The organism is Ferrovibrio sp. GW821-FHT12B10, from assembly GCF_058807515.1.
Genome location: NZ_JBXAQT010000001.1, coordinates 1,734,977 through 1,761,572, shown reverse-complemented (window position 1 = coordinate 1,761,572; position 26,596 = coordinate 1,734,977). Strand labels below are relative to the sequence as shown.

26 protein-coding genes are annotated in these 26,596 nt (G+C 64.1%); 18 read left to right on the top strand and 8 right to left on the bottom strand.

Annotated elements, in window-relative coordinates; translation table 11 throughout:
* Positions 1 to 74: 74 nt before the first annotated feature.
* Both egtD and egtB read right to left on the bottom strand, forming a co-directional pair.
* Positions 75 to 1,127 carry an L-histidine N(alpha)-methyltransferase gene (gene egtD, locus AC1RRT_RS08925; RefSeq protein WP_493013436.1) on the bottom strand — a complete coding sequence of 351 codons (1,053 nt, stop codon included), beginning with the start codon at positions 1,125 to 1,127 and terminating at the stop codon, positions 75 to 77.
* Positions 1,124 to 2,527 (bottom strand): ergothioneine biosynthesis protein EgtB, encoded by a 1,404-nt coding sequence (gene egtB / locus AC1RRT_RS08920; protein WP_493013435.1) that lies wholly within the window; start codon positions 2,525 to 2,527, stop codon positions 1,124 to 1,126. The genes egtD and egtB overlap by 4 nt, the downstream gene beginning before the upstream one ends.
* 270 nt (positions 2,528 to 2,797) lie before the next feature.
* On the opposite strand from egtB, the gene AC1RRT_RS08915 reads away from it, so the two are divergent.
* Positions 2,798 to 3,241 (top strand): cupin domain-containing protein, encoded by a 444-nt coding sequence (locus AC1RRT_RS08915; RefSeq protein WP_493013434.1) that lies wholly within the window; start codon positions 2,798 to 2,800, stop codon positions 3,239 to 3,241.
* Between the two features lie 3 nt (positions 3,242 to 3,244).
* Here the strand turns inward: AC1RRT_RS08915 and AC1RRT_RS08910 are convergent, their stop codons facing one another.
* Positions 3,245 to 3,910 (bottom strand): TetR/AcrR family transcriptional regulator, encoded by a 666-nt coding sequence (locus tag AC1RRT_RS08910; RefSeq protein ID WP_493013433.1) that lies wholly within the window; start codon positions 3,908 to 3,910, stop codon positions 3,245 to 3,247.
* A gap of 83 nt (positions 3,911 to 3,993) precedes the next feature.
* Here AC1RRT_RS08910 and AC1RRT_RS08905 point away from each other — a divergent pair, with 83 nt between their 5' ends.
* Positions 3,994 to 5,265 carry an MFS transporter gene (locus AC1RRT_RS08905; RefSeq protein ID WP_493013432.1) on the top strand — a complete coding sequence of 424 codons (1,272 nt, stop codon included), beginning with the start codon at positions 3,994 to 3,996 and terminating at the stop codon, positions 5,263 to 5,265.
* A gap of 111 nt (positions 5,266 to 5,376) precedes the next feature.
* Here AC1RRT_RS08905 and AC1RRT_RS08900 read toward each other — a convergent pair whose 3' ends face one another.
* Positions 5,377 to 7,437, bottom strand: coding sequence for a thioredoxin domain-containing protein (locus AC1RRT_RS08900; RefSeq protein WP_493013431.1), 2,061 nt, complete (start codon positions 7,435 to 7,437; stop codon positions 5,377 to 5,379).
* 60 nt (positions 7,438 to 7,497) lie between these two features.
* On the opposite strand from AC1RRT_RS08900, the gene AC1RRT_RS08895 reads away from it, so the two are divergent.
* From AC1RRT_RS08895 to mnmE, 3 genes are read left to right on the top strand one after another with little or no spacing between them, the layout of a single operon-like run.
* Positions 7,498 to 7,764: a DUF6489 family protein gene (locus tag AC1RRT_RS08895; RefSeq protein ID WP_493013430.1), complete on the top strand. Its 267-nt coding sequence runs from the start codon at positions 7,498 to 7,500 to the stop codon at positions 7,762 to 7,764.
* A gap of 6 nt (positions 7,765 to 7,770) precedes the next feature.
* Entirely contained in the window at positions 7,771 to 8,148 is a 378-nt protein-coding gene (locus AC1RRT_RS08890) for a (2Fe-2S) ferredoxin domain-containing protein (RefSeq protein ID WP_493013429.1), read from the top strand.
* Positions 8,149 to 8,168: 20 nt separating this feature from the next.
* Positions 8,169 to 9,512 (top strand): tRNA uridine-5-carboxymethylaminomethyl(34) synthesis GTPase MnmE, encoded by a 1,344-nt coding sequence (mnmE, locus tag AC1RRT_RS08885; protein WP_493013428.1) that lies wholly within the window; start codon positions 8,169 to 8,171, stop codon positions 9,510 to 9,512.
* A gap of 4 nt (positions 9,513 to 9,516) precedes the next feature.
* On the opposite strand, the gene AC1RRT_RS08880 is transcribed toward mnmE, so the two are convergent.
* Positions 9,517 to 9,990: a hypothetical protein gene (locus AC1RRT_RS08880; RefSeq protein ID WP_493013427.1), complete on the bottom strand. Its 474-nt coding sequence runs from the start codon at positions 9,988 to 9,990 to the stop codon at positions 9,517 to 9,519.
* Between the two features lie 85 nt (positions 9,991 to 10,075).
* Here AC1RRT_RS08880 and AC1RRT_RS08875 point away from each other — a divergent pair, with 85 nt between their 5' ends.
* The gene (locus AC1RRT_RS08875; protein WP_493013425.1) at positions 10,076 to 10,678 is read left to right on the top strand and encodes a GNAT family N-acetyltransferase; all 603 of its coding nucleotides are present in this window, start codon (positions 10,076 to 10,078) and stop codon (positions 10,676 to 10,678) included.
* On the opposite strand, the gene AC1RRT_RS08870 is transcribed toward AC1RRT_RS08875, so the two are convergent.
* The 3 genes from AC1RRT_RS08870 to AC1RRT_RS08860 form a co-directional block, all read right to left on the bottom strand.
* Positions 10,675 to 11,100: a PepSY domain-containing protein gene (locus AC1RRT_RS08870; protein WP_493013424.1), complete on the bottom strand. Its 426-nt coding sequence runs from the start codon at positions 11,098 to 11,100 to the stop codon at positions 10,675 to 10,677. The genes AC1RRT_RS08875 and AC1RRT_RS08870 overlap by 4 nt on opposite strands.
* Before the next feature lie 159 nt (positions 11,101 to 11,259).
* The gene (locus tag AC1RRT_RS08865) at positions 11,260 to 11,601 is read right to left on the bottom strand and encodes a hypothetical protein (protein WP_493013423.1); all 342 of its coding nucleotides are present in this window, start codon (positions 11,599 to 11,601) and stop codon (positions 11,260 to 11,262) included.
* A gap of 34 nt (positions 11,602 to 11,635) precedes the next feature.
* Complete coding sequence (locus AC1RRT_RS08860; RefSeq protein ID WP_493013422.1) at positions 11,636 to 12,421, bottom strand: MOSC domain-containing protein; 786 nt, start codon at positions 12,419 to 12,421, stop codon at positions 11,636 to 11,638.
* A 112-nt stretch (positions 12,422 to 12,533) separates the two neighbouring features.
* On the opposite strand from AC1RRT_RS08860, the gene AC1RRT_RS08855 reads away from it, so the two are divergent.
* From AC1RRT_RS08855 to AC1RRT_RS08800, 12 genes are all read left to right on the top strand, one after another.
* On the top strand, positions 12,534 to 12,950 hold the full coding sequence (locus AC1RRT_RS08855) for a DUF4149 domain-containing protein (protein ID WP_493013421.1): 417 nt from the start codon (positions 12,534 to 12,536) through the stop codon (positions 12,948 to 12,950).
* Positions 12,951 to 13,091: 141 nt separating this feature from the next.
* Positions 13,092 to 14,972, top strand: coding sequence for a tRNA uridine-5-carboxymethylaminomethyl(34) synthesis enzyme MnmG (gene mnmG / locus AC1RRT_RS08850; protein WP_493013420.1), 1,881 nt, complete (start codon positions 13,092 to 13,094; stop codon positions 14,970 to 14,972).
* A gap of 123 nt (positions 14,973 to 15,095) precedes the next feature.
* Positions 15,096 to 15,539, top strand: coding sequence for a VOC family protein (locus tag AC1RRT_RS08845; RefSeq protein WP_493013419.1), 444 nt, complete (start codon positions 15,096 to 15,098; stop codon positions 15,537 to 15,539).
* 81 nt (positions 15,540 to 15,620) lie between these two features.
* Positions 15,621 to 16,253 (top strand): 16S rRNA (guanine(527)-N(7))-methyltransferase RsmG, encoded by a 633-nt coding sequence (gene rsmG, locus AC1RRT_RS08840; protein WP_493013418.1) that lies wholly within the window; start codon positions 15,621 to 15,623, stop codon positions 16,251 to 16,253.
* Complete coding sequence (locus AC1RRT_RS08835) at positions 16,250 to 17,068, top strand: ParA family protein (protein WP_493013417.1); 819 nt, start codon at positions 16,250 to 16,252, stop codon at positions 17,066 to 17,068. Before rsmG ends, AC1RRT_RS08835 begins: the two co-directional genes overlap by 4 nt.
* A 99-nt stretch (positions 17,069 to 17,167) precedes the next feature.
* Complete coding sequence (locus AC1RRT_RS08830; RefSeq protein WP_493013416.1) at positions 17,168 to 18,103, top strand: ParB/RepB/Spo0J family partition protein; 936 nt, start codon at positions 17,168 to 17,170, stop codon at positions 18,101 to 18,103.
* 268 nt (positions 18,104 to 18,371) lie between these two features.
* Positions 18,372 to 18,764, top strand: a complete 393-nt coding sequence (gene msrB / locus AC1RRT_RS08825) for a peptide-methionine (R)-S-oxide reductase MsrB (RefSeq protein WP_493013415.1) — start codon at positions 18,372 to 18,374, stop codon at positions 18,762 to 18,764.
* 193 nt (positions 18,765 to 18,957) lie between these two features.
* Positions 18,958 to 19,725 carry an outer membrane protein gene (locus AC1RRT_RS08820; RefSeq protein WP_493013414.1) on the top strand — a complete coding sequence of 256 codons (768 nt, stop codon included), beginning with the start codon at positions 18,958 to 18,960 and terminating at the stop codon, positions 19,723 to 19,725.
* Between the two features lie 308 nt (positions 19,726 to 20,033).
* Positions 20,034 to 21,524: a metallophosphoesterase gene (locus tag AC1RRT_RS08815; protein WP_493013413.1), complete on the top strand. Its 1,491-nt coding sequence runs from the start codon at positions 20,034 to 20,036 to the stop codon at positions 21,522 to 21,524.
* Between the two features lie 268 nt (positions 21,525 to 21,792).
* The gene (locus tag AC1RRT_RS08810) at positions 21,793 to 22,965 is read left to right on the top strand and encodes a helix-turn-helix domain-containing protein (protein ID WP_493015161.1); all 1,173 of its coding nucleotides are present in this window, start codon (positions 21,793 to 21,795) and stop codon (positions 22,963 to 22,965) included.
* A gap of 628 nt (positions 22,966 to 23,593) precedes the next feature.
* Positions 23,594 to 24,898 (top strand): ammonium transporter, encoded by a 1,305-nt coding sequence (locus AC1RRT_RS08805; protein ID WP_493015159.1) that lies wholly within the window; start codon positions 23,594 to 23,596, stop codon positions 24,896 to 24,898.
* 209 nt (positions 24,899 to 25,107) lie between these two features.
* A complete protein-coding gene (locus tag AC1RRT_RS08800; protein ID WP_493013412.1) occupies positions 25,108 to 26,595 on the top strand; it encodes a circularly permuted type 2 ATP-grasp protein in 1,488 nt (495 codons plus the stop codon).
* Position 26,596: the final 1 nt, after the last annotated feature.

Here is a 26,596-nt window from a genome sequence, read left to right as displayed (position 1 = left end):
TGCATGCAAGCTAGACAAATCCTCCGGGGACGGCGCGTTACTTTCCGATTACCCGGATGCCGCGATTGTAACGGTCACGGCAGCATCAGCCAGTGCAGGCTGAACAGCTCGTCTTTGTCGGTCCAGACGGCGGCGGGCTGGAAACCGGCCTTTTCGGCGAGCTGGCGGAAGCTGGCGGCCGAGTATTTGTAGGAATTCTCCGTATGGATGGATTCCCCGGCGCTGAATTCATAGACCTGCCCACCGATCTGCACGCGCTGGCTCTTGCGACTGACCAGGTGCATCTCGATGCGGTGCAGATGCGGCTGGTAGAGGGCGTAATGGTCGAAGCTGTCGAGGTCGAAATCGGCGCCAAGCTCGGCATTGGCGCGGCGCAGCAGGTTGAGGTTGAAGGCCGCGGTCACGCCGGCACTGTCGTTATAGGCGGCATGCAGCAGGGCGGGGTCCTTCACCAGATCGACGCCGATCAGCAGGCTGGCGTTACAGGGCTGGGCCAGCGCCTGCGACTGGGCCACTGCTTCGCCGCGGGCGCAGCCCAGCATCTGCGCGGCATTGCGCAGGAAGCGCAACGCATCTTCCGGGGTGAAGTTGCCGATGGTCGAGCCGGGGAAGAAGCCGACGCGGCTGCGCGCGAAGCGGTCGCGCTTGGGCAGCGGCAGCACCTGGGTGAAATCGCCCACCACCGGCCGCACGGCCAGTCCCGGGTAGTCGCGGGCGAGCGCGGCGGCGGCGCGGCTCAGATGCGCACCGGAAATGTCGATCGGCAGATAGGCGCGCGGATTTTTCAGCGCATCGAGCACCACGCGCACCTTGTCCAATGCGCCAGCGCCGAATTCCACCAGCTCGGCATCCGGCCCGATGATGGCGGCGATCTCGGAGGCGTTGTCGCGCAGCATCTGCATCTCGGTGCGCGTCGGATAATATTCCGGCAGCCTGCAGATCTGCTCGAAGAGTTCAGAGCCTTTCTGGTCGTAGAAGTATTTCGACGGGATCGATTTCGGCCAGCCGCGCAGGCCGGCATGGATGTCGCGCGCGAAATCGGAATCCTGGCCGGGCGCCTTGACGACCTGGGGACGGAAGCCGGTGCGGTGCGGGCGGTCGAAATTCAGGACAGCAATCTTGTTCATAGATCCTCCGCGAGACGGATACCGGAAAACTGCCAGCGCGCGGCCGGCGGGAAGAAGTTGCGATAGCTGGCGCGCACATGGCCCGGCGGCGTGACGCAGGAGCCGCCGCGCAGCACCTGCTGCCCGATCATGAATTTGCCGTTGTATTCGCCGACCGCGCCGGCGGCGGGCCGGAAGCCGGGATAGGGCTCGTAGGCTGAGCGCGTCCACTCCCAGACCTCGCCAAACATCTGCAGCTCGCCGCTCGGCGCATGGCAGGCGCGCGGATGCGGATGGCTGCGATCCAGCATGCCGCCGGCATGCAGGCGGCGCGCCGAGACTGCGGCGTTTTCCCATTCGGCTTCGGTCGGCAACCGCCTACCGGCCCATTCGGCAAAGGCGGCGGCCTCGTAGAAGGAGACATGGCAGACCGGCTCGGCCGGATCGAGCGCGCGCCGGCCCTGCAGGGTGAAGATCTGCCAGCCGTCGCCGAAACGGCGCGCGTCCTGCTGCCAGTAGGCCGGCGCCTGCCAGCCTTCCTTCTGCAGCAGCGCCCAGCCCTCGGAGAGCCAGAGTTCGGGTCGGCTGTAGCCGCCATCGGCCATGAAGTCGAGATACTCGCCGCAGGTGACGGTCCGCGTGGCGAGGCGATAGGGATGCAGCAGCACGCGATGGCGCGGGCCTTCGTTATCGAAGGCGAAGCCATGGCCATCATGGCCGATCTCGGTGATGCCGCCGGCGAAGCTGATGAACTCCATCGGCGCAGCGGCTTCGCGCATATGACTCTGCGGCGGCACATAGGCCGGCGCGAAAGACGGCTGCCGCGAGAAGGCATGCTTGATGTCGGTGAGCAGCAGTTCCTGATGCTGCTGTTCATGCGCCAGGCCCAGCGCCACCAGCGGCGCGATCTGCACCAGCAGGTGATCGTCGGCGCGGCTGACCAGCTCTTCCATCGCGCCATCGACATAACGGCGATACTGCGTGATCGTGTCGACCGGCGGCCGGCTCAGGATGCCGCGCTCGGGCCGCGGATGACGCTCGCCGATGGCTTCGTAATAGGAATTGAACATGTAGTTGAAGTGTTCGTCGAAGACGCAGTAGCCCGGTTGGTGCGGCTGCAGCAGGAAGGTCTCGAAGAACCAGGTGGTATGGGCGCGATGCCATTTGGTCGGGCTGGCGTCATCCATCGACTGGATGCACTGGTCTTCGGGCGACAGCGGCTCGGCCAGTTTTTCCGTCAGCTCGCGCACGGCGTGATAGGCGCGCAGCAGGTCGTCGCGCGCCGCCGCGTTGCGCAGGTCTTCCGCCGCCGGCGCCTCGGCCGTGGCAGACAAGGTATCCATCTCGTAGATGCTGCTGCCATCATCGGGAGGCAGCACAGTCCCGGTCTTGCCGTCGTCCAGGGCAAAGGTCTGGCTCATCATTGCACTCCCCAGCCGCGCTGCGATCCGGTCATCGCCACGGGCGGACCCTAAACGGGCGGCCGATCCAGCGGTTCCGGTCTGCGTTAACGTTTGTCGACACTATAGACAGGGTAGGGCGAAACCATGACACCTGATGTCATGATTGGGTGATCCGTCTCCGGTGTTTTTCGCCGTTTTGCGCTTTCGGGACGGCGTAACGGCTGGCTTTGTGACCCGGATCACGCATCGGCTTTTAGCCCGCGTCATCCTGCCGTATTCTCTGCGGCGATGAGTGACGGGCAGAAACCCTGGCGCGATGGCGTGATCATCCGGCGGGCGGCAGTCCTGGCGGCGGAACGGCAGGCCAGCGGCCGCACGACGGTGTTCGATTTCCTTGGCATCGGCGGCGGCGACAAGACCTGGATCGGCAGCGTGAACGTGCTGCCGCAGTCCAGCACCGGCGCGCATGACCACGGCCGCCATGAGGTGATGCTCTATGTGGTGAAGGGCCGCAGCGAGATTCGTTGGGGCGAGAGCCTGGACTATGCCGCCGAGATCGGGCCGGGCGACTGCGTCTATTTCACGCCCGGCGTGCCGCATCAGGAGCGCAGCCTGGAAGCCGAGGACATCGTGGAATATCTGGTGGTGCGCAGCGACAACGAGAAGATTGCGGTGAAGCGCGCCGATGTCGTGCCGGTGGAGCGGCCAGAAACGCTGCCGGAAACGCTATAGGCGTCAGCCCTTCAGATGGCTGTCGATCAGCCGTTCGGCGGCATCGACCAGCGCGCGCGCGGGCCCGCCGCCAGTGCGGAAAATCTGTCCCGTCACGAAGGCGCCTTCGATCAGCAGCATCAGACTGTCGCCCAGCGCGCCGGGATCATCGGCGCCCATATCGGCGGCGAGTTCGGCCAGCTTGCGGCGCAGCTTCTCCTTGTGATCCTCCGACACTTTCCGCGCCGGATGGCTGCTGTCTGGATATTCGACGGCCGTGTTGGACAGCCCGCAGCCGCGATAGTCGGGATTGGCAGCGCGGCGGCCGAGATTGTCGAGATAGCTGAGCAGGCCCGCGCGCGGGTCGTCGCGGCCGGCCTGGTCGAGATAGGCGGCGAAGCGCTGCCAGAATTCGGCGTCATAGTCGCGCAGGTAAGCCGCCGCCAGCTCGTCCTTGGAGGGGAAGCTGCGATACAGGCTCGGCTTGGTGACGCCGGCCTTGGTGACGATCTCGTCCACCCCGATGGCGCGGATGCCGTCGCGGTAGAACAGCTCGCGCGCCGTGCGGCGGATCTTGTCGGCAGCCCGAGGCGGCCCTCCATTGGGCCCAGCCGGCAGCGCCGGCCTGGCCCCAAAGGGCATCAGCGCGTCGGGGGTTTGGGCGGCTTTGTCCTGATTTTTCCGGGTCATGGCAGCCAGTACAGTTTCGTGACTTGACAATGTTACCGATCGGTACGCATAAAGGGGTCCCGCAACACGTACCGGTCAGTCACATGAGCCTAGCACGTCCCGCCTTTCTTGGCCAGAAATATGCGTTTGTCGTCGTCGCCGTCATTTTCCTCAGCCTGCTGGTGGCGGCCGGCCTGCGCTCCACCCCCAGCGTGCTGCTGGTGCCCTGGGAAAAAGCGTTCGGCTGGAGCCGCGATACCACCTCGCTGGCCGCTGCCATCGGCATCTTCCTCTATGGCCTGATCGGGCCGTTTGCGGCTGCGCTGATGCAGAGCTTCGGCATCCGCCGCACGCTGCTCACCGCGCTGGTGATCATGTCGGCCTCGACCGCGCTGTCGACCCAGATGAGCGAGTCCTGGCACCTGATCGCCACCTGGGGCGTGATGTCGGGCGTCGGTTCGGGCGCCGTGGCGCTGGTGATGGGTGCGACCATCACCAACCGCTGGTTCGCCACCAATCGCGGCCTGGTCATGGGGCTGCTCACCGCCAGCACCGCCACCGGCACGCTGATCTTCATTCCGGTTCTCTCGGCCATTGCCGAAGCCGGCGGCTGGAGTTCGGTGGTATGGACGGTATCGATCGCCTGCGCCGCGCTGATCCCGCTGGTGCTGTGGCTGTTGCCCGAGCGCCCCAGCGACATGGGTCTGATCCCCTATGGCGCCACCGAGGCGCCGCCGGCCGCCGGTCCGGCGCAGAACCCGCTGGTCTTCGCCGTCAGCGCGCTCGGCCGCGCGTCCAAGAAGCGCGACTTCTGGTTCCTGTTCCTCACCTTCTGGATCTGCGGCTTCACCACCAACGGCCTGGTCGGCACGCATATGCTGTCGTTTTGCGGCGACATGGGCATTGCGCTGACCACGGCGTCGGGCGTGCTGGCGCTGATGGGCTTCTTCGACCTGTTCGGCACCACCGCCTCGGGCTGGCTCACCGACCGCTACGACCCGCGCAAGCTGCTGTTCATGTATTACGGGCTGCGCGGGCTGTCGCTGATCTACCTGCCCTATACCGATTTCTCGCTGGTCAGCCTCTCGGTCTTCGCCGTCTTCTACGGGCTGGACTGGATCGCCACAGTGCCGCCGACCGTCAAGCTGGCGGTGGAAGCCTTTGGCGAACGCGACGGCCCGGTGGTGTTCGGCTGGATCGCGGCGGGGCATCAGCTCGGCGCGGCGAGTGCGGCCTTCTTCGCCGGCTGGATGCGCGTGCAGCAGGGCGACTACCTGCAGGCCTTCATCATCGCCGGCATGACCGGCGTGGTGGCGGCGGTGGCGTCGCTGATGATCCGCGGCAAGAAAAAGGAAATGGCGCTGGCGGCGGCGTAATGCACCACCTCTTTCGTCATCCCCGCGAAAGCGGGGATCCCATTTTCTTTTTCATCGCAAAAAAGAATGGGACCCCGGGTCAAGCCCGGGGTGACGCATTGAATGGTGCATTTAAACCGCGCGCGTCGCCTTTAGCGAGGACACCAGTTCCGCTGGCGTCGTCACCGGCAGGCCGCAGGTGGGACCCACGCAGACATAAGCCGTCGGCTTGCCGTCGATCTGCGTCTTGCCGATGGCCGGATGGGTTTCCGGCAGCGTCGCGCCGGGCGCGCTGACCAGCAGCACGCGGTTGGGCACCGACACCGTATAGGCGGCCGCCAGCAGCGCCTCGGTCGCCGCCTCGCCGCGCCGGCCGATCACCGCCACCTGCACGGCATTGGCGAAGAAGTCGGCGTTGTTGAGGAAGCTGCCCATCGGGAAGAAGTTGCGGCCCACCTCGGCCGAGAAGGCATCCATCAGCATCTGCGCGCGCTCGCGCCAGACCAGCTCGCCCGTCAGATACCACAGCCGCGCGAACACGCCGAGCAGCGTGCCGTTGCCGGCCGGCGTGGCGTTGTCGGCGGCATGGCGCGTGCGTGCGATCAGGTTCTCGGCGTCTTTCGAGGTGAGGAAATAGCCGCCGTTGACGGTGTCGAGATAGTCGCTCTCGACCACCTCGGCCCAGTCCTTGGCGCGCGCCAGGTAATCGGGATTGCCGGTGGCTTCATACAGGCTGAGCGCCGCGCGCATCATGTTGGCGTAATCCTCCAGCATGCCGGGCGCGACCAGAATGTCGTTACGCCAGCTATGGCCCAGGCGATGCTCGCCAAACGACATGGTAGAGACGACGAAGCCGAAGGCGCGTTCGGCCGCCTGCAGCCAGGCTGTCTGCGCATATTGCTGCGACAGGTCGGCGAGGCTGGCGATCATCAGGCCGTTCCAGTCGGCCAGCACCTTGTCGTCCCAGCCCGGCTTGATGCGTTTCTCGCGGATGGCGAACAGCTTCTCGCGCGCCGCCTTCAGCTTCTTTTCCGAGGCTGCATCGAGCAGATCGGGCTCCAGCGAGCGGCGCAGGATGTTCTTGTGCTCCCAGTTGCCGTCCTCGGTGACGTCATAGGCCGCGCAGAAGGCTTCGGCATTGGCGCCCAGCGCATCCTCGATCTCGCCCATATACCAGATGTAGAACTTGCCTTCCTCGCCTTCGGAATCCGCGTCCTGCGTGGCCGCGAAAGCCCCGCCGTCTGCTATCATCTCGCGCAGCACCCAGCCGACCGTCTCCTCGATGCGCTGGCGCAGGATCGGATCGCCGGTCTCGGCCTCCACCATGCTCATGTGAGAAAGAAGCTGCGCATTATCGTAGAGCATCTTCTCGAAATGCGGCGCCAGCCATTCGGCATCGGTCGAGTAGCGCGCGAAGCCGCCGCCCAGATGATCGTAGATGCCGCCCTGCGCCATGCGGGTGATGGTGTTGATCACCGCGATGGAATAATCGGGAATCCCGGTGCGCAGGTAGCCGCGCCACAATAGGTCGAACAGGCCCACTTGCGGGAATTTCGGCGCGCTGCCGATGCCGCCATGCTCGGGGTCGACATGGCCCAGCACCTGGGCGGCCACCTGGTCGAGCACGTCGTTGTTGAGCGGCATGCGGTCGCGGCTCTGCGGCTTGGCCAGGTTGCGCAGTGCACCGACCAGCATCTTGGTGTTCTGGGCGATGGCGTCGCGCTTCTGGTGATAGGCCTCGGAGACCTTGTTCAGCACCTCGACGAAGCCGGGCCGGCCGAAGCGCGGCTCGGGCGGAAAATACGTCCCGCCCCAGAAGGGTTCGCCCTTGGGCGTCAGGAACATGGTGAGCGGCCAGCCGCCCTGCTCGCCCAGCACATGCAGCGCGTTCATGTAGAGCGTGTCGATATCGGGCCGCTCCTCGCGGTCGACCTTGATGTTGACGAACAGCTCGTTCATCACGCCGGCGATGGCCGGGTTCTCGAAGCTTTCATGGGCCATGACATGGCACCAGTGGCAGGCGGCATAGCCGACGCTGAGCAGGATCGGCTTGTCGGCGGCCTGGGCTGCCGCCAGCGCCTCGGGACCCCAGACCTGCCAGTGCACCGGATTGTCGCGATGCTGCTGCAGATAGGGTGAAGCGGCCTTATCCAGATTGTTTCTGTTCATCCCTGACAACGCGCCGTCGGTCATGCTAGGTATTTGTCCTGCTTCTCAATTTAGGCAATTTCCTCAGAGCAGTATGGTGCAGCGATGAAGGTCACTGTCAATGTGGATTGCACGCCGGAAGAGGCCCGCGCCTTTCTCGGCCTGCCCGATGTGCAGCCCATCCAGGAGGCCGTGATGGCCCAGATGCAGGAGCGCATGCTGAATTCCCTCAAATCCATGGACCCCGAGGTCCTGCTCAAGACCTGGGGCCCGATGGGGCTGCAGAATTTCGAGCAGATGCAGAAGTTCTTTTTCAGCCAATTCCCCAATATGGCGTCTGGGGGCGCCGGCGGTTCCGAAAAGAAGAAGTAATCCGTCATGACCGCCCTTCCGAGCGATCCCGCGCAGTTCTACAAGGCCCATATCTTCGCCTGCACCAACGAGCGGCCGGAGAACCATCCGCGCGGCTCCTGCGCGCGCAAGGGGGCCGAGAAGCTGCGCAATTACATGAAGACCCGCGCCAAGGAGATGGGTCTTGGCCTGGAAGAGGGCGTGCGCGTCAACAATGCCGGCTGCCTGGAGCGCTGTGAGCTCGGCCCCGTGCTGGTGATCTATCCCGACGGGGTGTGGTATCGCGCCGAGAGCTTCGCCGATATCGACGAGATCCTCGACGTGCATGTGAAACAGGGCGGCCGGGTGCAGCGCCTGATGCTGAAACCCGAAGACGGCCCGGATCATTCCGCCAAGAAGAAATGATGACGGCGGCAGGCTGAGCCATGTCTCCGGACACCATCTACGCGCTGTCCTCTGCGCCGGGCCGGGCCGGCGTCGCGGTGATCCGCTTGAGCGGCCCGCAGGCGGCGGCCACGCTGGAGACGCTGATCGGCGGCGAGTTGCCGCGACCGCGCGCGGCCAGTTTACGCAAACTGAAAGACGCCGACGGCGCGCTGCTCGATGAGGGCATGGTGCTGTGGTTTCCGCGCCCGCACAGCTTCACCGGCGAGGATGTGGTCGAGCTGCAGGTGCATGGCGGCCGCGCCGTCCTGAGCGCGATCTTTGCCACGCTGGCCAGCATGTCCGGCCTGCGCATGGCCGAGCCGGGCGAGTTCAGCCGGCGCGCCTTCGAGCATGGCAAACTTGATCTGACATCGGCGGAAGGCCTCGGCGATCTGATCAATGCCGAGACCGAAGCCCAGCGCCGGCAGGCGCTGCGGCAGATGCAGGGTGCGCTGGGCGAGCTTTACGAGGGTTGGCGCAAGCAGCTGACGCGCGCGCTGGCGCATCTGGAAGCCGACATCGATTTCCCCGACGAGGACCTGCCCGAAGGCGTGGCGGCCGAGGTGAAGCCGCAGATCGCCAGGTTGCGTGAAGAAATTGCCGGGCATCTCAATGACCGCCAGCGCGGCGAGCGCTTACGCGACGGCCTGATGGTGGCGATCCTCGGCGCGCCCAATGTGGGCAAGTCCTCGCTGCTGAATGCGCTCAGCAAACGCGAGGCGGCGATTGTCTCGGATATCCCGGGCACCACGCGCGACGTGATCGAGGTGCATCTCGATCTCGGCGGCTATCCGGTGATCCTGGCCGATACGGCGGGCCTGCGCGAGACGGCCGACAGCATCGAGCATGAAGGCGTGGCGCGGGCCTTGAAGCGCGCCGAATCCGCCGATCTCAAGCTGGTCGTGCTGGATGCCACGGCGACGACCGTACCGAAGGAAACCGAGGCGCTGATCGATTCTGACGCCATCGTGGTCGCCAACAAGATGGATGCGGCCAGCACGCCAAGCGGCTGGGCGATCAACGGGCGGACTGTCCTGCCGATCTCGGTGCGCGGCAATACCGGCATGGCGGCCCTGCTCGATATGCTGGAAACCGAAGTCACGGCGCGCATCGGCCTGACAGGAAACGCGACGCTGACCCGCGCGCGCCACCGCGAGGCGCTGACCGATTGCATTGCGGCTTTGGACAGGTTTCTGCGTGGCTCTGAGCGCAACAACACCAGCGCCGAACTGGCCGCCGAGGATGTGCGTCTGGCGGCGCGCGCCTTGGGCCGCATCACCGGGCGCATCGATGTGGAAGATCTGCTGGATGTGATCTTCCGAGATTTTTGTATCGGGAAGTGAGGAGCTATGAGTTGGCGGACTCTAGAGTAGCGCCTTCTTGGATCTTGCCATTCTCGACGGAAAGGTAGCGGGACTCTTCATCCCGGATGAACATCACCCAAGCGGGCTGCCCGTCGCAGGTCATGAAAGATGTAACGTAACGATCATTCGACAGCGTGATCTGTAATTCTGGAAGCCGCCCATATATTGAAACATCCTTGACCTTGCAGCCGATCAATGAGTTGAAGACGGGCTCCCAGATATCCTCTTCACTCCAGCTTCCGCAAAGTACAGAAGTTTCGCCTTCGACACGCCAACTCCATTCAATCATGACGGTGCATTCGCCCTGTGGATTGGCAGATGAACCATCGCGTTTTACGCGGTGAGACAGCAGGCCGAATTCCAGAAAAATGGCCGATCCGTATCCGCGCCAGATTGCGGAGAGCGGCTTAGATTGCAGAGCGGACCTGTATTTCTCGAAAAGCGCTGAAGACATCATAGTGCATTCTATTGGTGATATTCTGACCTGTCTTTATGATTTTCTTAAACAGGCCGCGCCATAACAGGGTATGAGCGATTCACCCATGACCGACGCCGCCTTGCCCGTCTTCCCGAGCTTCCGCACCCAGCGCCTGATCCTGCGCGCCTTCACGCCCGAGGACGAGGCCGCGTTCCAGAGCTTCGCCGTGAAGGAAGAGTTCTGGAAATTCCTGCCCGGCCCGGCGCTGACGTCGGAGCTGGTCACGCGCTTCATCGCGGCCCGTTTGCTGGAGGCGCAGAATCCGTCGGGACGTGACTGGCTGTTTGCGGTGGAAGAGAAGCAGATGCGGCGCGCCATCGGCATGGTGCGGCTCAGCATCGCCGCCGGCGAGCACCGCCAGGGCAATATCGGCTTTTCCTTCGATGGCAGCATTCGCGGCAAGGGCTATGCATCGGAAGCCATGCAAGCGGCCTTGCGCTTCGGCTTTGCCGAACTGGGCCTGCATCGCATGACGGCGCTGGCTGATATCGAGAATGAGCGCAGCCACGCGGTGTTGAAGAAACTTGGCTTCCGCCATGAAGGCCGGCTGCGGCAGAATTTCATGGTGCGCGGGCAATGGCGCGACAGCGACCTCTTCGCGCTGTTGCGCGCCGAATGGCCGGTGCAGGATTCGCACCTGCCGCCGGATGAGACGGCTTTAGCCTAGCCCTTCGTGAACCACTGCGGCAGCGGCAGGCTGCCTTCCTGCGGGCGGCCGGTGCGCGGATCGATCTTCAGGTCGCGGTCGCGGCCGTCGCGGGTGCGGTAGACCACCTGGTAGCGGCCGTCCTCCCAGTCGATGTCCTTGATATAGGCGCAGTCGGGCCGGCTCTCGATCTGGCTGATGATCTGCGACAGCGACAGCGCGCCGGCCGGCGGACCATCCGGCGGTTCGACCTGGGCCGCTGGGTCGGCGGTCACATTGCTCTGGCTGGGCGCCGCAATGCCGGGCGCCGCGAGAGTCTGGCTCTGGGTATAGGTGATCGGCGCGGTGCCCCCCGCAGGCTGGGGGACAGGCTCCATGGCGCGGGCAGGGACGGCGCTGGTGCCGAGAGCACCGAATAAAATCAGGGCGGCGAGATTGTTCATGGCGGTCACTCCGGGTCGCTGTTCCCAAGGCCGCCCCTTAAGGGGTCTGGTTCCTAGGGCTCCAACCCATACCCGGAATGTGGCGTCACAAGGGCAACTGCAGGGCGATTCCACGAACTCGCGGTTCTCGCAGCCGCGAAGGGGCGGTCGGCCCCCCGGTCAGAGCGCGACTTTGCCGTTGAACAGCACCAGCGGTTCGCCGCAGCAGGGGCAGGCCATGTCGACCAGGCTGCTCAGCACATTCTGGCCGGCCATGGCCACGGTGCGCGACAGGCGGGCGTATTTGGCGGTGGCGGCGGCATGGACCGCCTCGCAGGCCAGCGCGGCCTGCGGCGCGATGGCAATGCCGGTGCCGGCAGCGGCGGCAACACCGACAGAGGCGAGCAGCATCTTGCGACGGGTGATCATGGCAGCAGTCCTCCGAGACACGGCGCGACCCTGCGCCTGTTCACGGCGGCTGTCCAGCGGCACGTCGTCGCAGCAGCGGCTGAAAACCCGCATAAAACCTGCGTAAACGCGACCTCGATGATCGGTCTTAGAAGATCCGGCCGACCGCATCGCCCGGGCGGATGGTGCCGCCCTCGACCACGCGGGCATAGACGCCGCATTTGTTATGGCCGTAGTCGCGGTTCAGCAGGCCGACCAGATCGGTGTCGGACACGCCGGTATCGGGGTTCACATGCGTGGCGGCGCAGCGCCCGATGACGGCCTCGACCTGCAGCACGGCGGCGCCGATCTGGATCTGCGATCCGACCCATTTCATCTCATCCCAGGCATTGAAGCCGTCGACCAGCAGGTTGCCGCGCAGGCGGCGATGATCCAGCGGCGCAGGACCGCCGAGCTTGCGGCCGAGCTCGAGCAACGTGGCGGTATTCTGGATCGAGATATAGGGATCGGGCACGTCGGCGAACCAGGCGCCGGGCGCTTCCGCCACCCGCACGCTGCCGCGCGTGGCCTCGTCGCCCAGATGCGCGAGCATGATCGTCTCGATCTCGATGGCGCTCAGCGGCGAGGTGAGGTCGGCATCCTTCAGCAGAACCTTGCCATCCTTGGCGATGGTGATCTTGCTGCCGGTGCCATCGAAGCTGCAATCCAAGGCTGCCAGCGGCGGGTTGCGGATCCAGGTGAGGAAATGCGCCTTCTTCTGGAAGGCCGGCGCGCTCATGTCGAAGGCCGATGCACCATGGGCCAGCGCGAAGCGGCGGTCGCCGGCAAGCGGCTGGTCGGGCACGAGCTGCGCGTCATCCAGTATCTGAGGGGAGAGTCCCTTCACAGGAAAACGGCGGATCGAGAGGAGGGAAGCCATGGCATCGCGTGTCATGGCTTCTCTATGGCCAAAGGCTCGAATCCCGTCAACGGCGGAATTGTATCGAACATGTCTGCCTGCGAGACTGCCCCTAAGACGACGATGCGGTTTTGAAAAGGATGCAGATATGTTGATGGCTCTGGCGCTCTATGCGACCGCGCTGCTGACCGGTGCGATGGCCTTCTTCTCCTTCGTGGTCGCGCCGCTCACCTTCATCAAGCTGGAAGCCGCCACCGCATCGCTGTTCATCCGCGCGCTGTTTCCGGTCTACTACCTGGTCATCATGCTCTGCGGCGCTGTGGCTGCCTTATCCTTTGCCACCATCGAGCGTCCGATTGCGGCGACGGCCATGGCGATTGTCGCGGCGCTGGCCGTGCTGACGCGGCAGGGGATGATCCCGCGCCTCGATGCGCTGCGCGCAGCGAAGGACGCCGGCGACGCGAAAGCTGCCCGCGGGTTCAAGGCGCTGCATCGTGTCAGCGTCGTCATCAACCTGCTGCAGCTCGTCACCGCGACCTGCGTGCTGTTCACCTTCGTTCTGTAAAAGGCGAAGATCGGACCACTGCCCCATATTGGACTGAACAAAGAACGAACGTAAAGCTTGACAGGGGGGTTTCACGTGAAACCCCTGCCTGTGGACGAATCCCTTTGACGACCTGTGCCTGACCGCTTAGAACCCGCGCCCATGCAGGACAAATTCGATGTCATCGTGATCGGCGGCGGCCATGCTGGCTGTGAAGCCGCGGCCGCTTCGGCGCGGCTCGGTGCACGCACGCTGCTGCTGACGCACAAGCTTGAGACCATCGGCGAGATGTCGTGCAACCCCGCCATCGGCGGCCTGGCCAAGGGCCATCTGGTGCGCGAGATCGATGCGCTGGATGGCGTGATGGGCCGCGTCGCCGATGCCGCTGGCATCCAGTTCCGTTTGCTCAATCGCTCCAAGGGGCCGGCCGTGCGCGGGCCGCGCGCCCAGGCGGATCGCAAGCTCTATCGCCAGGCCATGCAGGCGATCTTGTTCGCGCAGACCAATCTCACCATCCATGCGGCGGCGGCGGAAGACATCCGCATCGAAGCCGGCGAGGTGCGCGGCGTGGTCTGCGGCGATGGCTCTTTCTTCGCTGCACCCAAAGTCATTCTCACCACCGGCACGTTTTTGCGCGGCCTCATTCATATCGGCGAAGAGAAGATTCCGGCCGGCCGCGTCGGTGAAGCGCCATCGCTCGGCCTTTCGAAAACCCTTGAAACATGCGGGTTTTCGCTAGGTCGCCTGAAGACCGGCACGCCGCCGCGTTTGGATGGCAAGACCATCGACTGGTCATCGCTCGAGATGCAGAAGGGCGACGATCCGCCGGTGCCCTTCAGCTTCATGACGCGTGAGATCGCCACGCCGCAGATCGAATGCGGCGTGACCTACACATCGAAAGCCGGCCACGATCTCATCCGCGCCAACCTGCATCGCGCACCGATGTATAGTGGGCAGATCGAAGGCACCGGCCCGCGCTACTGCCCCTCGATCGAGGACAAGGTGGTGCGTTTCGGCGATCGCGACCGCCATCAGATCTTCCTGGAGCCCGAAGGGCTGGATGACGACACCGTCTATCCGAACGGAATCTCGACCTCGTTGCCGAAAGACGTGCAGCTCGGGCTGCTGAAATGCATTCCGGGCCTGGAAAACGCGGTGATGCTGCGTCCGGGCTATGCCATCGAGTATGATTACGTCGATCCGCGCGAGTTGAAGCCGACACTGGAGACCAAGCGCCAGCCGGGGCTTTATCTGGCCGGCCAGATCAACGGCACCACCGGATACGAGGAAGCCGCCGCCCAGGGCCTGATTGCCGGCCTGAATGCGGCGCTCAGCGCCGGGGGCGGGGATGCCGAGGGTTTCACGTTGAACCGCGCCGATGCCTATATCGGCGTGATGATCGACGACCTGGTCAATCTGGGCACCGCGGAGCCCTATCGCATGTTCACCAGCCGGGCGGAATACCGCCTGAGCCTGCGCGCCGACAATGCCGACCAACGCCTGACGCCGCTCGGGATCGCCCTGGGCTGCGTCGATGTTTCCCGTGAAACGATCTGGAAAACCAAGGAAAACAGCCTTTTTTCGGCGCGTGCGATGGTCCAGAGCCTGAAAATGACACCGCCGGAACTGGCCAAGCGCGGCTTGAGCATCAACCAGGATGGCCAGATCCGCACGGCCGCCACCTTGCTCGGCTACCCGGACATGACCATCGACCGCCTGGCCGAGGTTTGGCCCGAACTGGCCGGCCTGGAGCCGGAGATCGTCGAGCAGCTCGAGATCGACGGACGCTATGCCGGCTATATGGAGCGCCAGGAGACCGATATCGTCGCCTTCCGGAAGGACGAAAGCCTGATCCTGCCCGACAGCCTCGACTATGACGCCGTCGGCGGCCTGTCGAACGAGGTCCGCGCCAAGCTGAAGCAGCACCGCCCCGGCACCCTGGGGCAGGCGGCGCGCATCTCCGGGGTGACGCCTGCGGCGCTCTCAGCGCTGCTGGGCCATGTGAAAAAGGCGCGCCGGACAGGGATCGAAGCCGCCGAGTAGTGATAATTCAATGACTTAACGGCCAAGGGGGATGTTTCACGTGAAACATCCCCCTTTTTCATGCGTTGTTTCCGGGTGCGGGCTAGACTTGCGGCCCAAGAAAGACTGCCTGGAGGAAGCTGCATGTCCGGTCTCCCTGTGAGCGGCCCACCCGCCCAGCATCCCGGTATGATCGTACCGGTCCTGCGCTATCGCGATGCGCCCGCCATGATCGAGTGGCTGTGCCAGACCTTCGGCTTCGAGAAACACGCCATCCACGAGGACGGCCAGGGCCGTATCGCCCATGCCCAGCTCTGCTACGGCGACGACATCCTGATGCTCAGTTCGATCATCGACACGCCGTTTTCCCGGCATATGGTGCAGCCTGACGAGGTTGGAGGGCGGGAAACCGCCACAATTTACGTCGTGGTGCCCGATGCCGATCTGCATTACGCCCGCGCCAAGGCGGCCGGCGCGGTGATTCTGCTGGACATCAAGGACGAGGATTACGGCGGCCGTGGCTATTCTTGCCGCGACCCTGAGGGCCACATCTGGTCCTTTGGCACCTACGATCCCTGGGAAGGCTGATACAGGGAAGGCTGATACGGGAAGGGCCGGGTTTCACGGGAAACCGTGACAGGGCGCGCGGCATCCGTCATAACCCGCGCCATGACGCCCGCAGACTTCCAGATGCAGACACAGTGCAGCGACGCCGCCCTGGCGCGGCTGCGGACTTACGCCGAGCGGCTGGAGAAGTGGCAGAAGGCGATCAACCTCGTGGCGCCGAAAACGCTGCCTGAGCTGTGGCAGCGCCACTTCCTCGACTCCGCGCAGCTGTTGGACCACGCCCCGCAAGACACGAAGCGCTGGCTCGATCTCGGATCGGGCGGCGGCTTCCCGGGCCTCGTCATTGCTGCACTGTCCGATGTTCATGTGCATCTGGTGGAAAGCGATCAGCGCAAGTCGGCCTTCCTGCGCGACACCGCGCATGCCATGGGTGTGGCCGCCACCGTGCACGTGAAACGCATCGAGGCCGTCGAGGCGTCGGCGCTTCATGCAGCGATGGGCGGTGTGCCGCAGGTGATCTCGGCGCGCGCGCTGGCGCCGCTGAAAGAGCTGATCGACCTGGCCCAGCCACTGGGCGGCGCGGGCACCACCTACCTGTTCCTGAAGGGGCGGCAGGCCGGGGATGAATTGACCGAGGCCCGGCGATATTGGACACTCCGCTCTCCCGATCTGCTGCCAAGCCGCACCGAGGCCGAGGCACGGATCATCCGCTTTACAGACCCGGAACCGGCGTGACCAGTACGAATCAAGAACATGAGCCGAGGCAGGCCCGCGTCCTGGCGATCGCCAACCAGAAGGGCGGCGTCGGCAAGACCACGACGGCGATCAACCTGGCCACCGCGTTGGCCGCCGTCGGCGAGCGCGTGCTCCTGATCGACTCTGATCCGCAGGGCAATGCGTCTACAGGTCTCGGCCTCACCCATGACGAGCGCGACTTCGGCACCTACGAACTGCTGATGGGCGCGGCCGAGCTGGAAGAGACCATCCGGCCCACGAAAGTCCCCAATCTCTCCATCGTGCCGGCGAATGTCGAACTGGCCGGCGCCGAGTTGGAGATGATGGATCTCGAGCATCGCACCCATCGTTTGAAAAACGCCATCGAGGGCCGGCTCGCCGGGTTCGATCACGTGCTGATCGACTGCCCGCCGTCGCTGACCCTGCTGACCGTGAACGCCATGGTCGGCGCCGATGCGGTGCTGGTGCCGCTGCAATGCGAGTTCTTCGCGCTCGAAGGTCTGAGCCAGTTGCTGCGCACGGTCGAGCGCGTGCGCACCACGCTCAACCCCACGCTGGATGTGCAGGGCGTGGTGCTGACCATGTTCGACAAGCGCAACAACCTCTCGGATCAAGTTGCCGCGGACGTGCGCGGCTTCCTCGGCGACAAGGTTTACGACACCGTGATCCCGCGCAATGTGCGGATCTCCGAAGCGCCCAGCCATGGCGTGCCGGCGCTGATCTACGATCACCGCGCACCCGGCAGCACCGCCTACATGGCGCTGGCGCGCGAGGTGATCAAACGCGAGCAGGCGCTGCGCGACGCGGCCGAGTAGTTTGTTTTTTCGTCATGCCGGCCTTGAGCCGGCATCCCATTTTTTAATGGGACCCCGGGTCAAGCCCGGGGTGACAAAGTGAGAAGGTACTGAGTAGAGATGATCGACGATCCGAAACGACGCGGCCTGGGCAGAGGTCTTGCGGCCCTGATGGGCGAGCCGGCGCCGGGCTCCGAAGCGGCCGCCGCGCGCGGCCCGGCCGGCGGCGTGCGCGAAGTGCCGATCGAACAGCTCAAGCCCAACCCGTATCAGCCGCGCAAGTCCTTCCCCAAGGAGGCGCTGGAGGAGCTGGCGCAGTCGATCAAGGCCAAGGGCATCCTGCAGCCGCTGCTGGTGCGCCGCGCCAAGGACGGGCAGGGTTACGAGATCATCGCCGGCGAGCGCCGCTGGCGCGCCTCGCAGATCGCCAAGCTGCATGCCGTGCCGGTGGTGATCAAGGAGATCTCCGACCGCGACGCGGTCGAGATCGGCCTGATCGAAAACCTGCAGCGCGAAGACCTGAACGCCATGGAAGAGGCGGGCGCGTTCCTGCAGCTCGCCGACGAGTTCGGCTACAGCCAGGACCAGATCGCCCAGGTCATCGGCAAGAGCCGCAGCCATGTCGCCAATATCACGCGCCTGCGCCAGCTGCCCAAGGCCGTCGTGCAGATGATCATCGACGGCAAGCTGTCCGCCGGCCAGGCCCGGCCGCTGATCGGCCATGCGCTGGCGGTCGAACTGGCCCAGCGCATCGTCGAGGGGCAGCTCACCGTGCGCCAGGTGGAAAAGCTGGTCGCCGTCGGCCGCGAGGTCGGCACGCCGGCCGCCGCCAAGAAAGGCGGCCGCCCGACCAACGCCACGGTGAAGAAGCCTGCCGCCGATATTGCCAAGAAGGACGCCGACACGCTGGCGTTTGAGCGCGGCATCACGGCGGCGCTTGGCCTGAAGGCCGAGATCGAAGGCGAGCCGGGCAACCCCGAAGCCGGCAAGCTGGTGCTACATTACCGGTCGCTCGAACAGCTCGACGAGCTGGCGAAGAAGCTCAGCCGGCGCTGAGCTATAAACGCCGGCTCAATACGACCACGGCATAAACGGCGAAGATTGCCAGGATGAATAGCAAGCCGTTTTCTGCCCACATCAAGGCGTGATGTTCAGGGTACGGGGTGAAGATTATCGCGTCATGCATCTGTGTCTCCTTGTGATGGGGATGCATGCGTTAGACGGCGCTGCCCCGGCGCCGGTTACAGAAATTTGAGATTTTTTTGCACGGCCACTGCTGTCCAACTACGACAGCCGACCTAGTTGAGGTCACGGAGGATTTCTCATGACCGACACCAAATCCGCCCCGACCTGTGGCTCCGTGAAGCCGCTGTCCAAGGAAGCCGAGCGCGTGCTACGCAATCATGGCACCGAGCGCGCCGGCACCTCGCCGCTCAATCACGAAAAGCGACCGGGCGACTATCACTGCGCCGGCTGCGGTGCGCTGTTGTTCAAGTCCGACACCAAATACGACAGCGGCAGCGGCTGGCCGAGCTTCTATGCGCCGGTCGAGGAGAATGTCGCGGCCAGCATCGACACCAGCCACGGCATGCGTCGCATCGAAGTGCATTGCAAAAGCTGCCAGGGCCATCTCGGCCATGTCTTCGAGGACGGCCCGCAGCCGACCGGGCTGCGCTATTGCATCAACGGCGTTTCGCTCGACTTCAAGCCGGATTAACCACCGCTGCCAGGTTGAGGGTAGCGGCTCCACAACATCTTTTCCGGATGGTTGCGCCGCGCGGATCTGTCGTGCGCATCACTTTTTATGTCGTCAGCGTCTCAAATGACGCGGGGCACTTCACGAAGACGTGACAGGCGTTTGGGATAATGCCAGATTCCCCCTGGGGTTTCGTACGGGCCGGGGGGCTGGGATGCGTGGGGTTGCTGTCGGTTTTATCGTTGCACTGGTGGGCGGACTGAGCGGCGGCGCTCTGGCGCAGCCGGCGCCGGTCCTCGACTGGTCGGGTTTATATGTCAGCGGCTTCGCGGGCGGGACCATGGGCGAGGCGCAAGCGAAGACGACGGTCGGCGTCCAAAAGTACCTGGATGCGACCGATGCCAGGCAGATTGCCCGTGCCGGCGATAACGAGATCGACCAGTGGCGCCCTTCGGCCGGCCTTGCAACCGGCTACGGCAAGCAGTTCGGGAATGTCGTCGTCGGGATCGAGGCGAGTGCCAATACCCTTTTCCTGCACGAAGAGCACTCGGTGACCGAGACGTTCATAACGGTTCCCACCGCGCAGTACACACTCAAGCAATCGGTTTCGGCCGACTGGATGGCGACGGTGCGGCCGCGGCTGGGCTGGGCGCAGGATAACTGGCTCGCCTATGTCACCGGCGGCCTTGCGGCCACGCGGCTGAAGCTGGATGTCCTGTACACCGACAATGCCTTCAGCGGTTATTCCCGCAGCTCGGAGTCCAAGCTGGTGGCCGGATGGAGCCTCGGGCTCGGCGGTGAATATGCGCTGGGCGGAGACTGGTCGCTCCGCGGCGATTATCTCTATACCCGGTTCGGACAGATAACCGCGTCGTCCGAGACGACCTCGACCAACAACTCCGGCGGCAGCCTGGACCATCTGGGCAAACTCGAGACACACGGACTCATGGTCGGCGTCACCTACCGGTTCAAGGGGCTCTAAGCCGCCTCCACCACAGCGCCCGGCTTTCCGCGCCGGGCCGTTCAGCATTTTTTAGCAGGCATTTCGGCGATCAAGCCGCGACGCGCGCAGCGTCGCGGCTTGATCGCCTCTGCCCGTGTCCCCGACCGGGCGGCGCGGTCTTGCGCTCCCCATCGTCGCCGAGACGATAGCGACAGTCTTCCGAGACGGCGAAGCAATTCCGTCTCCGGCCGGCAGCGTAGGGTTGTCATGGCATCGCAGTCGCGGTCGGCACACCGACACGCGAGGCTCGATGGCGATGGGATAGATAATCTCTAAGGGGGATCGAAATGTCGGTTTGCAGCACTGCGCGTCTGCTTGTCTTTTCATGTGTTCTCGCGGTCGGCGCTTTAGCCGCCGATGCCCGCGCGCAAGGCAGCGGCACCAGCCCGTCTTCGCAGTTTTCCATGATCTTCATGGCGGACACGCAGTTTTTCCGGAACTGCACGACCGATCCCAATGAAGACGGTCACGTCATGACGGCGTACAGCGAATACTGTTACAACACCCATTACGGAAGTGGCGACGACCAATCCCGGTCCGTGAATTGGGCCCAGATCGGGGCGATTGTTAGCGACGCCACCGCTCTCAATGCTGGTTCTTATCCGTTGAAGGGGGTGGTCATCAACGGCGACCTGACGGAAGGCGGGGCGGAGAACCAGAAGAGTGAATTCGATTCCCTTTACGTCTACGACAATCCGATCAAGTGGAATCAATTCGTATATCCGGGTCTCGGCAACCATGATTACGAAAACAATGTCGGCGTTCAGCGCATCTTTGAAACCAAAGGCACCGTGGGGTGGAATTCCCGCCCTGCCCGGATGATTCAATATATCGGCAACCGGATCCTTCAGCTTGGCTACTACAAACTGATCAATGAGAACTTCGACATCCGGAATTGGCAGCCCAATCCCGCCCAGGCCGGCAGCAGCCTGAACATCCAGGGAAGCATGGCATACTCCTGGGATGTGCCGCCGTTTCATTTTGTCCAGCTGAACAACTATCCCGGCTATGCAACGGAATTCACCCACGGCTTCTCCAGCGGCGTTTCCTCGTGGGACATCAGCGTAAATTCGCCGGTGGTGCCGCTGCCAGGAGACACCCATTCATGGTTACGCAAGGACCTGGACAAGGCGATCCAGAATGGGAATCCCTATATCATCCTGAATTTCCACAAGCCCCAGTTTTGTCCCGACACAGCCTGTGGGACCGCTTTACTGGCGGGATATCAGGACGTCCTGGGTAGATACGCCCAGAATATAAAAGCGATCTTCGTCGGCCATCATCACAATTCTGTCGGCTATGTTTCGGCCGAACAAAATAGTCTGTCGGTGGGTGGCGTGACCGATCCGAACGGCAATCCGGTGACATTCCCGGTCTTCTTCTCTGGCTCGCCCCTCAGCAGCAGATATCTGCGTGCGAAGTTCGAGGTCGCGAATGGCGTGGGCAAGATAAGCACTCAGCCCATCGACACTTTTCCTTTCGCCGATACCGCGCCGGCGACGGGCCGGAACACCATTACCTGCGCAAAGAATTTCCGCGGGCGGCCATATGAAAACTTTACGCCCCTCGCGGCCTGCCCGACCAATACTATTTCCGCGGCTGTGGGTACGTCAGGCGCAAGCTATCCGGTGAACGTGACCATCACCGGTGGGGCGTCTCCTATTGCAACGCAGGACATCGATACGTTCTCAGGATCGGTGGTTCTGCGCGACACCGCCACGCAGGCCAGGGGTGGTGAGGTCTTCGTGTTTTTCCAGACGGTTGCTCCGCAGCCCTAAAAGCGGCGCACGGCGACGGCGTCCGCCCCGGTCAGGAACCGGGGCGGACAACGTTTGTCTGTCCGACATGATCGAGACGCCAGGTGCGGACATCGCGCCTGGTTTCGGCATGGCCGCTGCCGGTCATGCGTCCATTAAGCCATTCCTCCCTCATCCATTCGGTTGCATGTGCCTTAATAGAGGCCGCATACGCAAAGGCCGGCTCGCTCAGGGATCGTGCGGGGCCGGTCGCCATCCCCGGAGAAGTTCAGCGTGCTTGTTGGCAGCCATGGCGGCTTCTACAGTCTGGCCGACGGGGCGGACCTGGCCGCCATCCCGTCCCTTTACACCAGCCCAAGATTTCACCGTCCCCAGGAGGGACGCGTTCTGGATGAGCGAGTCAAAGCCGCAGCCGCCAATTCCACGGGCTTCGCTTGCGCCCGGCATCGTTCCTGCGGACCAGCTTCCCCTGCTGTGGCGAAACAGCCTAGCCCCCTATTTCGATGCCCGCCCTGTCGCCCGCCCCGATGAGCCGCAGAGCGCCCCCCAGATTCACCAGTTCAATCTGGGCAGGATTCTGTTCGCCGACTCCCGTTTTTCCGCGCAGACCTACGATCGCGACCGGCAATGGATGCGGCGCTACGATGATTCCGACCATCTGCTGCTGCAGCTTTTTGTCACGGGCGAGAACCGCGCCATCAACGGGGCGGATGAATATGTGCAGCGGCCGGGCAATGTCTGCGCGGTGAATCTCGCCTATCAGGCCAAGTCCATCTCCACCGATTCTCATGTGCTGGCCCTGGTTCTGTCGCGCGACCTGATGCGCGACGACCTGCCCCATCTGATCGACCGGCGCGGCGCCTTGTTCGCCCCGGGCTCCGCCGCGGCGCAGATTTGCTCGGACTATTTTGTCTCGCTTCGCAACAGCCTTGAGTTTGCGACGGCGGACGAAGCGCCTGTGCTGACAAGGGCGACCCTGGCGCTTCTTGATTCTCTGACCCTGCGGCACGACATCGACTCAAGTGCGGCGCGGCCCGCCGTATTCCAGGCCGCCTGCCGTTATATCGACAGCCATCTCGGCGACCCGGATCTGGGCGTGGATGCCATCTGCCGCCATCTGCGGTTTTCCCGGGCGACGCTGTACCGCCTGTTCCATTCCCATGGCGGCGTGCATGAGCATATCCGTCGCCGCCGGCTGGTGGCCTGTTTCAAGGCAATCAGTTCCGCCGAGCACCGTCATCGCCGCATCTTCGACATCGCGCTCGATTTCGGCTTCACCTGGCCCAGCCATTTCAGTCATGCCTTCCGGGCCCATTTCGGCATGACGCCACGCGAGGCGCGCGACGCCGGACTGGAGGCCGCCATCCATCGCGGGCCGCCACCCGGAATCGATGACGGCGATGCGGTCGAGCAGATGTGGCGCTGGGCCAAGACCTTGACCGACCGGGCGCGTCGGCGGTGACGGGGCCGGCCCATGGCCGGCGGCCCAGCCTGCGATGCCGCGCTTGAAAGCCGGGCTATGACCCCTATATGTTCTTGTTGGTGAGCGGCGGTTCGTATCATGGCGCTGTGCGGGCGGCACCCGTTGCGCACCAGCGAAGGCTGACGAAGCCCGGCGAACGCCCGCGAAACCGAACGAACCAAAACGAACTGAAACGACGCCAAGCGAACGCAAACGAAGCATGACGAAGGCCCGCCGCTTTCGGCGACGGCTCTCAAAACAGGCAGTATGCGGCGCTTAAAAAAGCACCAAAACCCGGGCAATGGCATAAAAATTAATCACGCCAAGCACCGTTCGGCACTACAATAGCCAGCCTGGACAGCGGATTCCCCAATTCCGCCATATTTGCCGCAATGCAACCCGCTGGCACGCTTCTTGTAACTCTTTCGGGCAGAGGTATGCGCCAGGGGTGGGCCACCGGATTCTCATTGGGGGGAACCGGAACGGTCTGCCGGAGTCGGGATCTTCCCGGCACCGGACCGGAAACTGGGGTGACCTTCACCGACAGGAGGATTAAACCGTCATGCAACTCCCCACCGTCTCGATTAACACGGCGACGACCGACCGACAGGTCGGCTGGTCGGCCTATATGCTTTTCGGCCTTCTGCTGGCCGCACTGTTCGCCCTGCTGCCGTCCGTGGGCTTCGCCCAGGACGCCGCTGCCGCTGCACCCAAGCTCGACACCGGCGACACCGCCTGGATGCTCACCTCGACCGCGCTGGTCCTGATGATGACCATCCCGGGCCTCGCCCTCTTCTATGGCGGCATGGTGCGCAAGCAGAATGTGCTCGCCATCATGATGCAGAGCTTCGCCATCACCTGCCTGGTCACCGTGCTCTGGATGATCGTCGGCTATAGCCTGGCCTTCTCGGAAGGCAACGCCATCATCGGCGGCTTCGGGAACCTGTTCCTGTCCGGCCTCGCCATCGACAGCGTCAACGATCTGGCCAAGACCATCCCGGAAACGGTCTTCATGACCTTCCAGCTGACCTTCGCCATCATCACCCCGGCGCTGATCACCGGCGCCTTCGCCGACCGCATGAAGTTCTCGGCGATGCTGTGGTTCATCGGCCTCTGGCTGATCTTCGTCTACGCGCCGATCTGCCACATGGTCTGGGGCGGCGGTCTGATGGGCGAGATGGGCGTGCTCGATTTCGCCGGCGGCACCGTGGTGCACATCAATGCTGGCGTCGCCGGTCTGGTGGCCTGCCTCGTGCTCGGCAAGCGCCAGGGCTACGGCAAGGTCAGCCATGCGCCGCATAACCTGACGCTGTCGATCATCGGCGCCGGTCTGCTGTGGGTCGGCTGGTTCGGCTTCAACGCCGGTTCGGCGGTTGGCGCCAGCGCCAATGCCGGCATGGCCATGGCCGTCACCCAGATCGCCACGGCGGCCGCTGCGCTCGCCTGGATGTTCTCGGAGTGGCTCGCCCGCGGCAAGCCGAGCGTGCTCGGCATTGTCTCCGGTGCGGTTGCCGGTCTGGTCGCGATCACCCCGGCTTCGGGCTTCGTCGATCCGATGGGCGCGCTGATCATCGGCATCGTCGCCGGTATCGTCTGCTTCGTCGCCGCCACCACGGTGAAGAATGCGCTGGGCTATGACGACAGCCTGGATGCCTTCGGCGTCCATGGCATCGGCGGCATCGTCGGTGCGGTTCTGACCGGTGTGTTCGCCAAGGCGGCGATCGCTGGCAAGGACGCACCGCTCGGCCTGCTCGACGGCAATGCCGGTCAGGTCCTGACCCAGGTCTACGGTGTTCTGATCACCATCGTGTTCACCGCGGTTGTGACCCTGATCATCCTGAAGATCATCGACTGGACCATCGGTCTGCGCGTCGACGAGGCCACCGAGCGCGATGGTCTCGACCTGAACCTGCACGGCGAGACGGTGCAGTAACAGGCAACGCGAAGAGACCCGGGCCGGCCTTCCCACCCGCCGGCCCGGGTTGCTTCTTCTCTCCCTGAAAGGTGGGCGCGGCTGCGCGGGTCGTCTGTTCGCCGCTTTTGTCTCTTCCCCCGCGCTATCTGCTTTTCTCTCCGCCTTTTTTCCGATTAAATCGAACGGAACCCGTTTCTGTTCGTTCTCGTCGCGGAGAACCTGATCCCTTGACCGCTTTTGACGAGATGGATACCGGCCCGGCTGCCGGTCAGAGCCAGTCCCAGGCTGGCCAGTCACAGTCCCAGAGTGCGGGGGTCCGTGCCCCCTATCAGGATTACAAGCGCTGGCTCGATGCCGCGCCCGGCGACATGCTGGCGCGCCGCCGCCAGGAAGCCGACCTGCTGTTCCGCCGCCTTGGCATCACCTTTGCCGTCTATGGCGAGGGCGGTGACACCGAACGCCTGATCCCCTTCGACATCGTGCCGCGCATCATCGCCGCCAAGGAATGGCGCAAACTGCGTCGCGGCCTGAAGCAGCGCGTGCGCGCGCTCAACGCTTTCCTCGACGATATCTATCACAAGCGCGAGATCCTGCGCGCCGGCACGATCCCCGAGGATCTGATCCTCAAGAACGCCGCCTACGTGAACCACATGCGCGACGTCAAGATCGCGCGCCAGACCTATACCCATATCGCCGGCATCGACGTGGTGCGCACCGGCGAAAATGATTTCTACGTGCTGGAAGACAACTGCCGCACGCCGTCGGGCGTCTCCTACATGCTGGAGAACCGCGAGGCGATGATGCGTCTCTTCCCCGATCTCTTCGCCGCCGTGCGCGTGGCACCGGTCGGCCATTATCCCGATGCGCTGCTGCAGACGCTGCGTGAGAGCGCGCCGCCGACCTGCGAGGGCGAGCCCACGGTGGCCCTGCTCACGCCCGGCGTCTACAACTCGGCTTACTTCGAGCATGTCTTCCTGGCAGAGCAGATGGGCATCGAGCTGGTGGAAGGCGGCGATCTCGTCGTCAAGGACGACATCGTCTACATGCGCACCGTCGGCGGGCTCAAGCGCGTCGACGTGATCTATCGCCGCCTGGATGACGACTTCCTCGATCCCAAGGTCTTCCGCAAGGATTCGATGATCGGCGTGCCCGGCATCTTCAATGCCTACAAGGCCGGCAACGTGACATTGTCCAATGCCGTCGGCACCGGCGTCGCCGATGACAAGTCGATCTATCCGTATGTGCCCGACATGGTGCGCTTCTATCTCGGCGAGGAGCCGCTGCTGGCCAATGTGCCCACCTATGTGCTGCGCCGGCCCGACGACCTGAAATACACGCTGGAGCATCTGGCCGAGCTGGTGGTGAAGGAAGTGCATGGCTCGGGCGGCTACGGCATGCTGGTGGGGCCGCGCTCCTCCAAGGCCGAGATCGAGGCCTTCCGTGCCAAGATCGTGGCCAAGCCGGAAGCCTATATCGCACAGCCCACATTGGCGCTCAGCACCTGCCCCACCTTTGTGGAAAGCGGCATCGCGCCGCGCCATGTCGACCTACGGCCTTTCGTGCTCAGCGGCGAGACCATGCGCGTCGTTCCAGGTGGCTTGACCCGTGTTGCATTGAGGGAAGGTTCGCTGGTGGTGAATTCCAGCCAGGGCGGCGGCACCAAGGACACCTGGGTGCTGGAAGACGCGCCTGACATCACCGAGGGCGAGGACTGAT

What these genes read in the sequence shown, in the direction of transcription:
- AC1RRT_RS08890 (WP_493013429.1), top strand. Translation starts at nt 7,771, where the DNA reads ATGACCGCCCTTCCGAGCGATCCCGCGCAGTTCTACAAGGCCCATATC.
- mnmG (WP_493013420.1), top strand. Translation starts at nt 13,092, where the DNA reads ATGCAGGACAAATTCGATGTCATCGTGATCGGCGGCGGCCATGCTGGC.
- AC1RRT_RS08805 (WP_493015159.1), top strand. Translation starts at nt 23,594, where the DNA reads ATGCTTTTCGGCCTTCTGCTGGCCGCACTGTTCGCCCTGCTGCCGTCC.
- AC1RRT_RS08845 (WP_493013419.1), top strand. Translation starts at nt 15,096, where the DNA reads ATGTCCGGTCTCCCTGTGAGCGGCCCACCCGCCCAGCATCCCGGTATG.
- AC1RRT_RS08865 (WP_493013423.1), bottom strand. Translation starts at nt 11,601, where the DNA reads ATGCGGGTTTTCAGCCGCTGCTGCGACGACGTGCCGCTGGACAGCCGC.
- AC1RRT_RS08830 (WP_493013416.1), top strand. Translation starts at nt 17,168, where the DNA reads ATGATCGACGATCCGAAACGACGCGGCCTGGGCAGAGGTCTTGCGGCC.
- rsmG (WP_493013418.1), top strand. Translation starts at nt 15,621, where the DNA reads ATGACGCCCGCAGACTTCCAGATGCAGACACAGTGCAGCGACGCCGCC.
- AC1RRT_RS08910 (WP_493013433.1), bottom strand. Translation starts at nt 3,910, where the DNA reads ATGACCCGGAAAAATCAGGACAAAGCCGCCCAAACCCCCGACGCGCTG.
- mnmE (WP_493013428.1), top strand. Translation starts at nt 8,169, where the DNA reads ATGTCTCCGGACACCATCTACGCGCTGTCCTCTGCGCCGGGCCGGGCC.
- AC1RRT_RS08905 (WP_493013432.1), top strand. Translation starts at nt 3,994, where the DNA reads ATGAGCCTAGCACGTCCCGCCTTTCTTGGCCAGAAATATGCGTTTGTC.
- AC1RRT_RS08820 (WP_493013414.1), top strand. Translation starts at nt 18,958, where the DNA reads ATGCGTGGGGTTGCTGTCGGTTTTATCGTTGCACTGGTGGGCGGACTG.
- AC1RRT_RS08815 (WP_493013413.1), top strand. Translation starts at nt 20,034, where the DNA reads ATGTCGGTTTGCAGCACTGCGCGTCTGCTTGTCTTTTCATGTGTTCTC.
- egtB (WP_493013435.1), bottom strand. Translation starts at nt 2,527, where the DNA reads ATGAGCCAGACCTTTGCCCTGGACGACGGCAAGACCGGGACTGTGCTG.
- AC1RRT_RS08855 (WP_493013421.1), top strand. Translation starts at nt 12,534, where the DNA reads ATGTTGATGGCTCTGGCGCTCTATGCGACCGCGCTGCTGACCGGTGCG.
- AC1RRT_RS08870 (WP_493013424.1), bottom strand. Translation starts at nt 11,100, where the DNA reads ATGAACAATCTCGCCGCCCTGATTTTATTCGGTGCTCTCGGCACCAGC.
- AC1RRT_RS08915 (WP_493013434.1), top strand. Translation starts at nt 2,798, where the DNA reads ATGAGTGACGGGCAGAAACCCTGGCGCGATGGCGTGATCATCCGGCGG.
- AC1RRT_RS08875 (WP_493013425.1), top strand. Translation starts at nt 10,076, where the DNA reads ATGACCGACGCCGCCTTGCCCGTCTTCCCGAGCTTCCGCACCCAGCGC.
- AC1RRT_RS08810 (WP_493015161.1), top strand. Translation starts at nt 21,793, where the DNA reads ATGGCGGCTTCTACAGTCTGGCCGACGGGGCGGACCTGGCCGCCATCC.
- AC1RRT_RS08900 (WP_493013431.1), bottom strand. Translation starts at nt 7,437, where the DNA reads ATGACCGACGGCGCGTTGTCAGGGATGAACAGAAACAATCTGGATAAG.
- egtD (WP_493013436.1), bottom strand. Translation starts at nt 1,127, where the DNA reads ATGAACAAGATTGCTGTCCTGAATTTCGACCGCCCGCACCGCACCGGC.
- AC1RRT_RS08880 (WP_493013427.1), bottom strand. Translation starts at nt 9,990, where the DNA reads ATGATGTCTTCAGCGCTTTTCGAGAAATACAGGTCCGCTCTGCAATCT.
- AC1RRT_RS08860 (WP_493013422.1), bottom strand. Translation starts at nt 12,421, where the DNA reads ATGACACGCGATGCCATGGCTTCCCTCCTCTCGATCCGCCGTTTTCCT.
- AC1RRT_RS08895 (WP_493013430.1), top strand. Translation starts at nt 7,498, where the DNA reads ATGAAGGTCACTGTCAATGTGGATTGCACGCCGGAAGAGGCCCGCGCC.
- msrB (WP_493013415.1), top strand. Translation starts at nt 18,372, where the DNA reads ATGACCGACACCAAATCCGCCCCGACCTGTGGCTCCGTGAAGCCGCTG.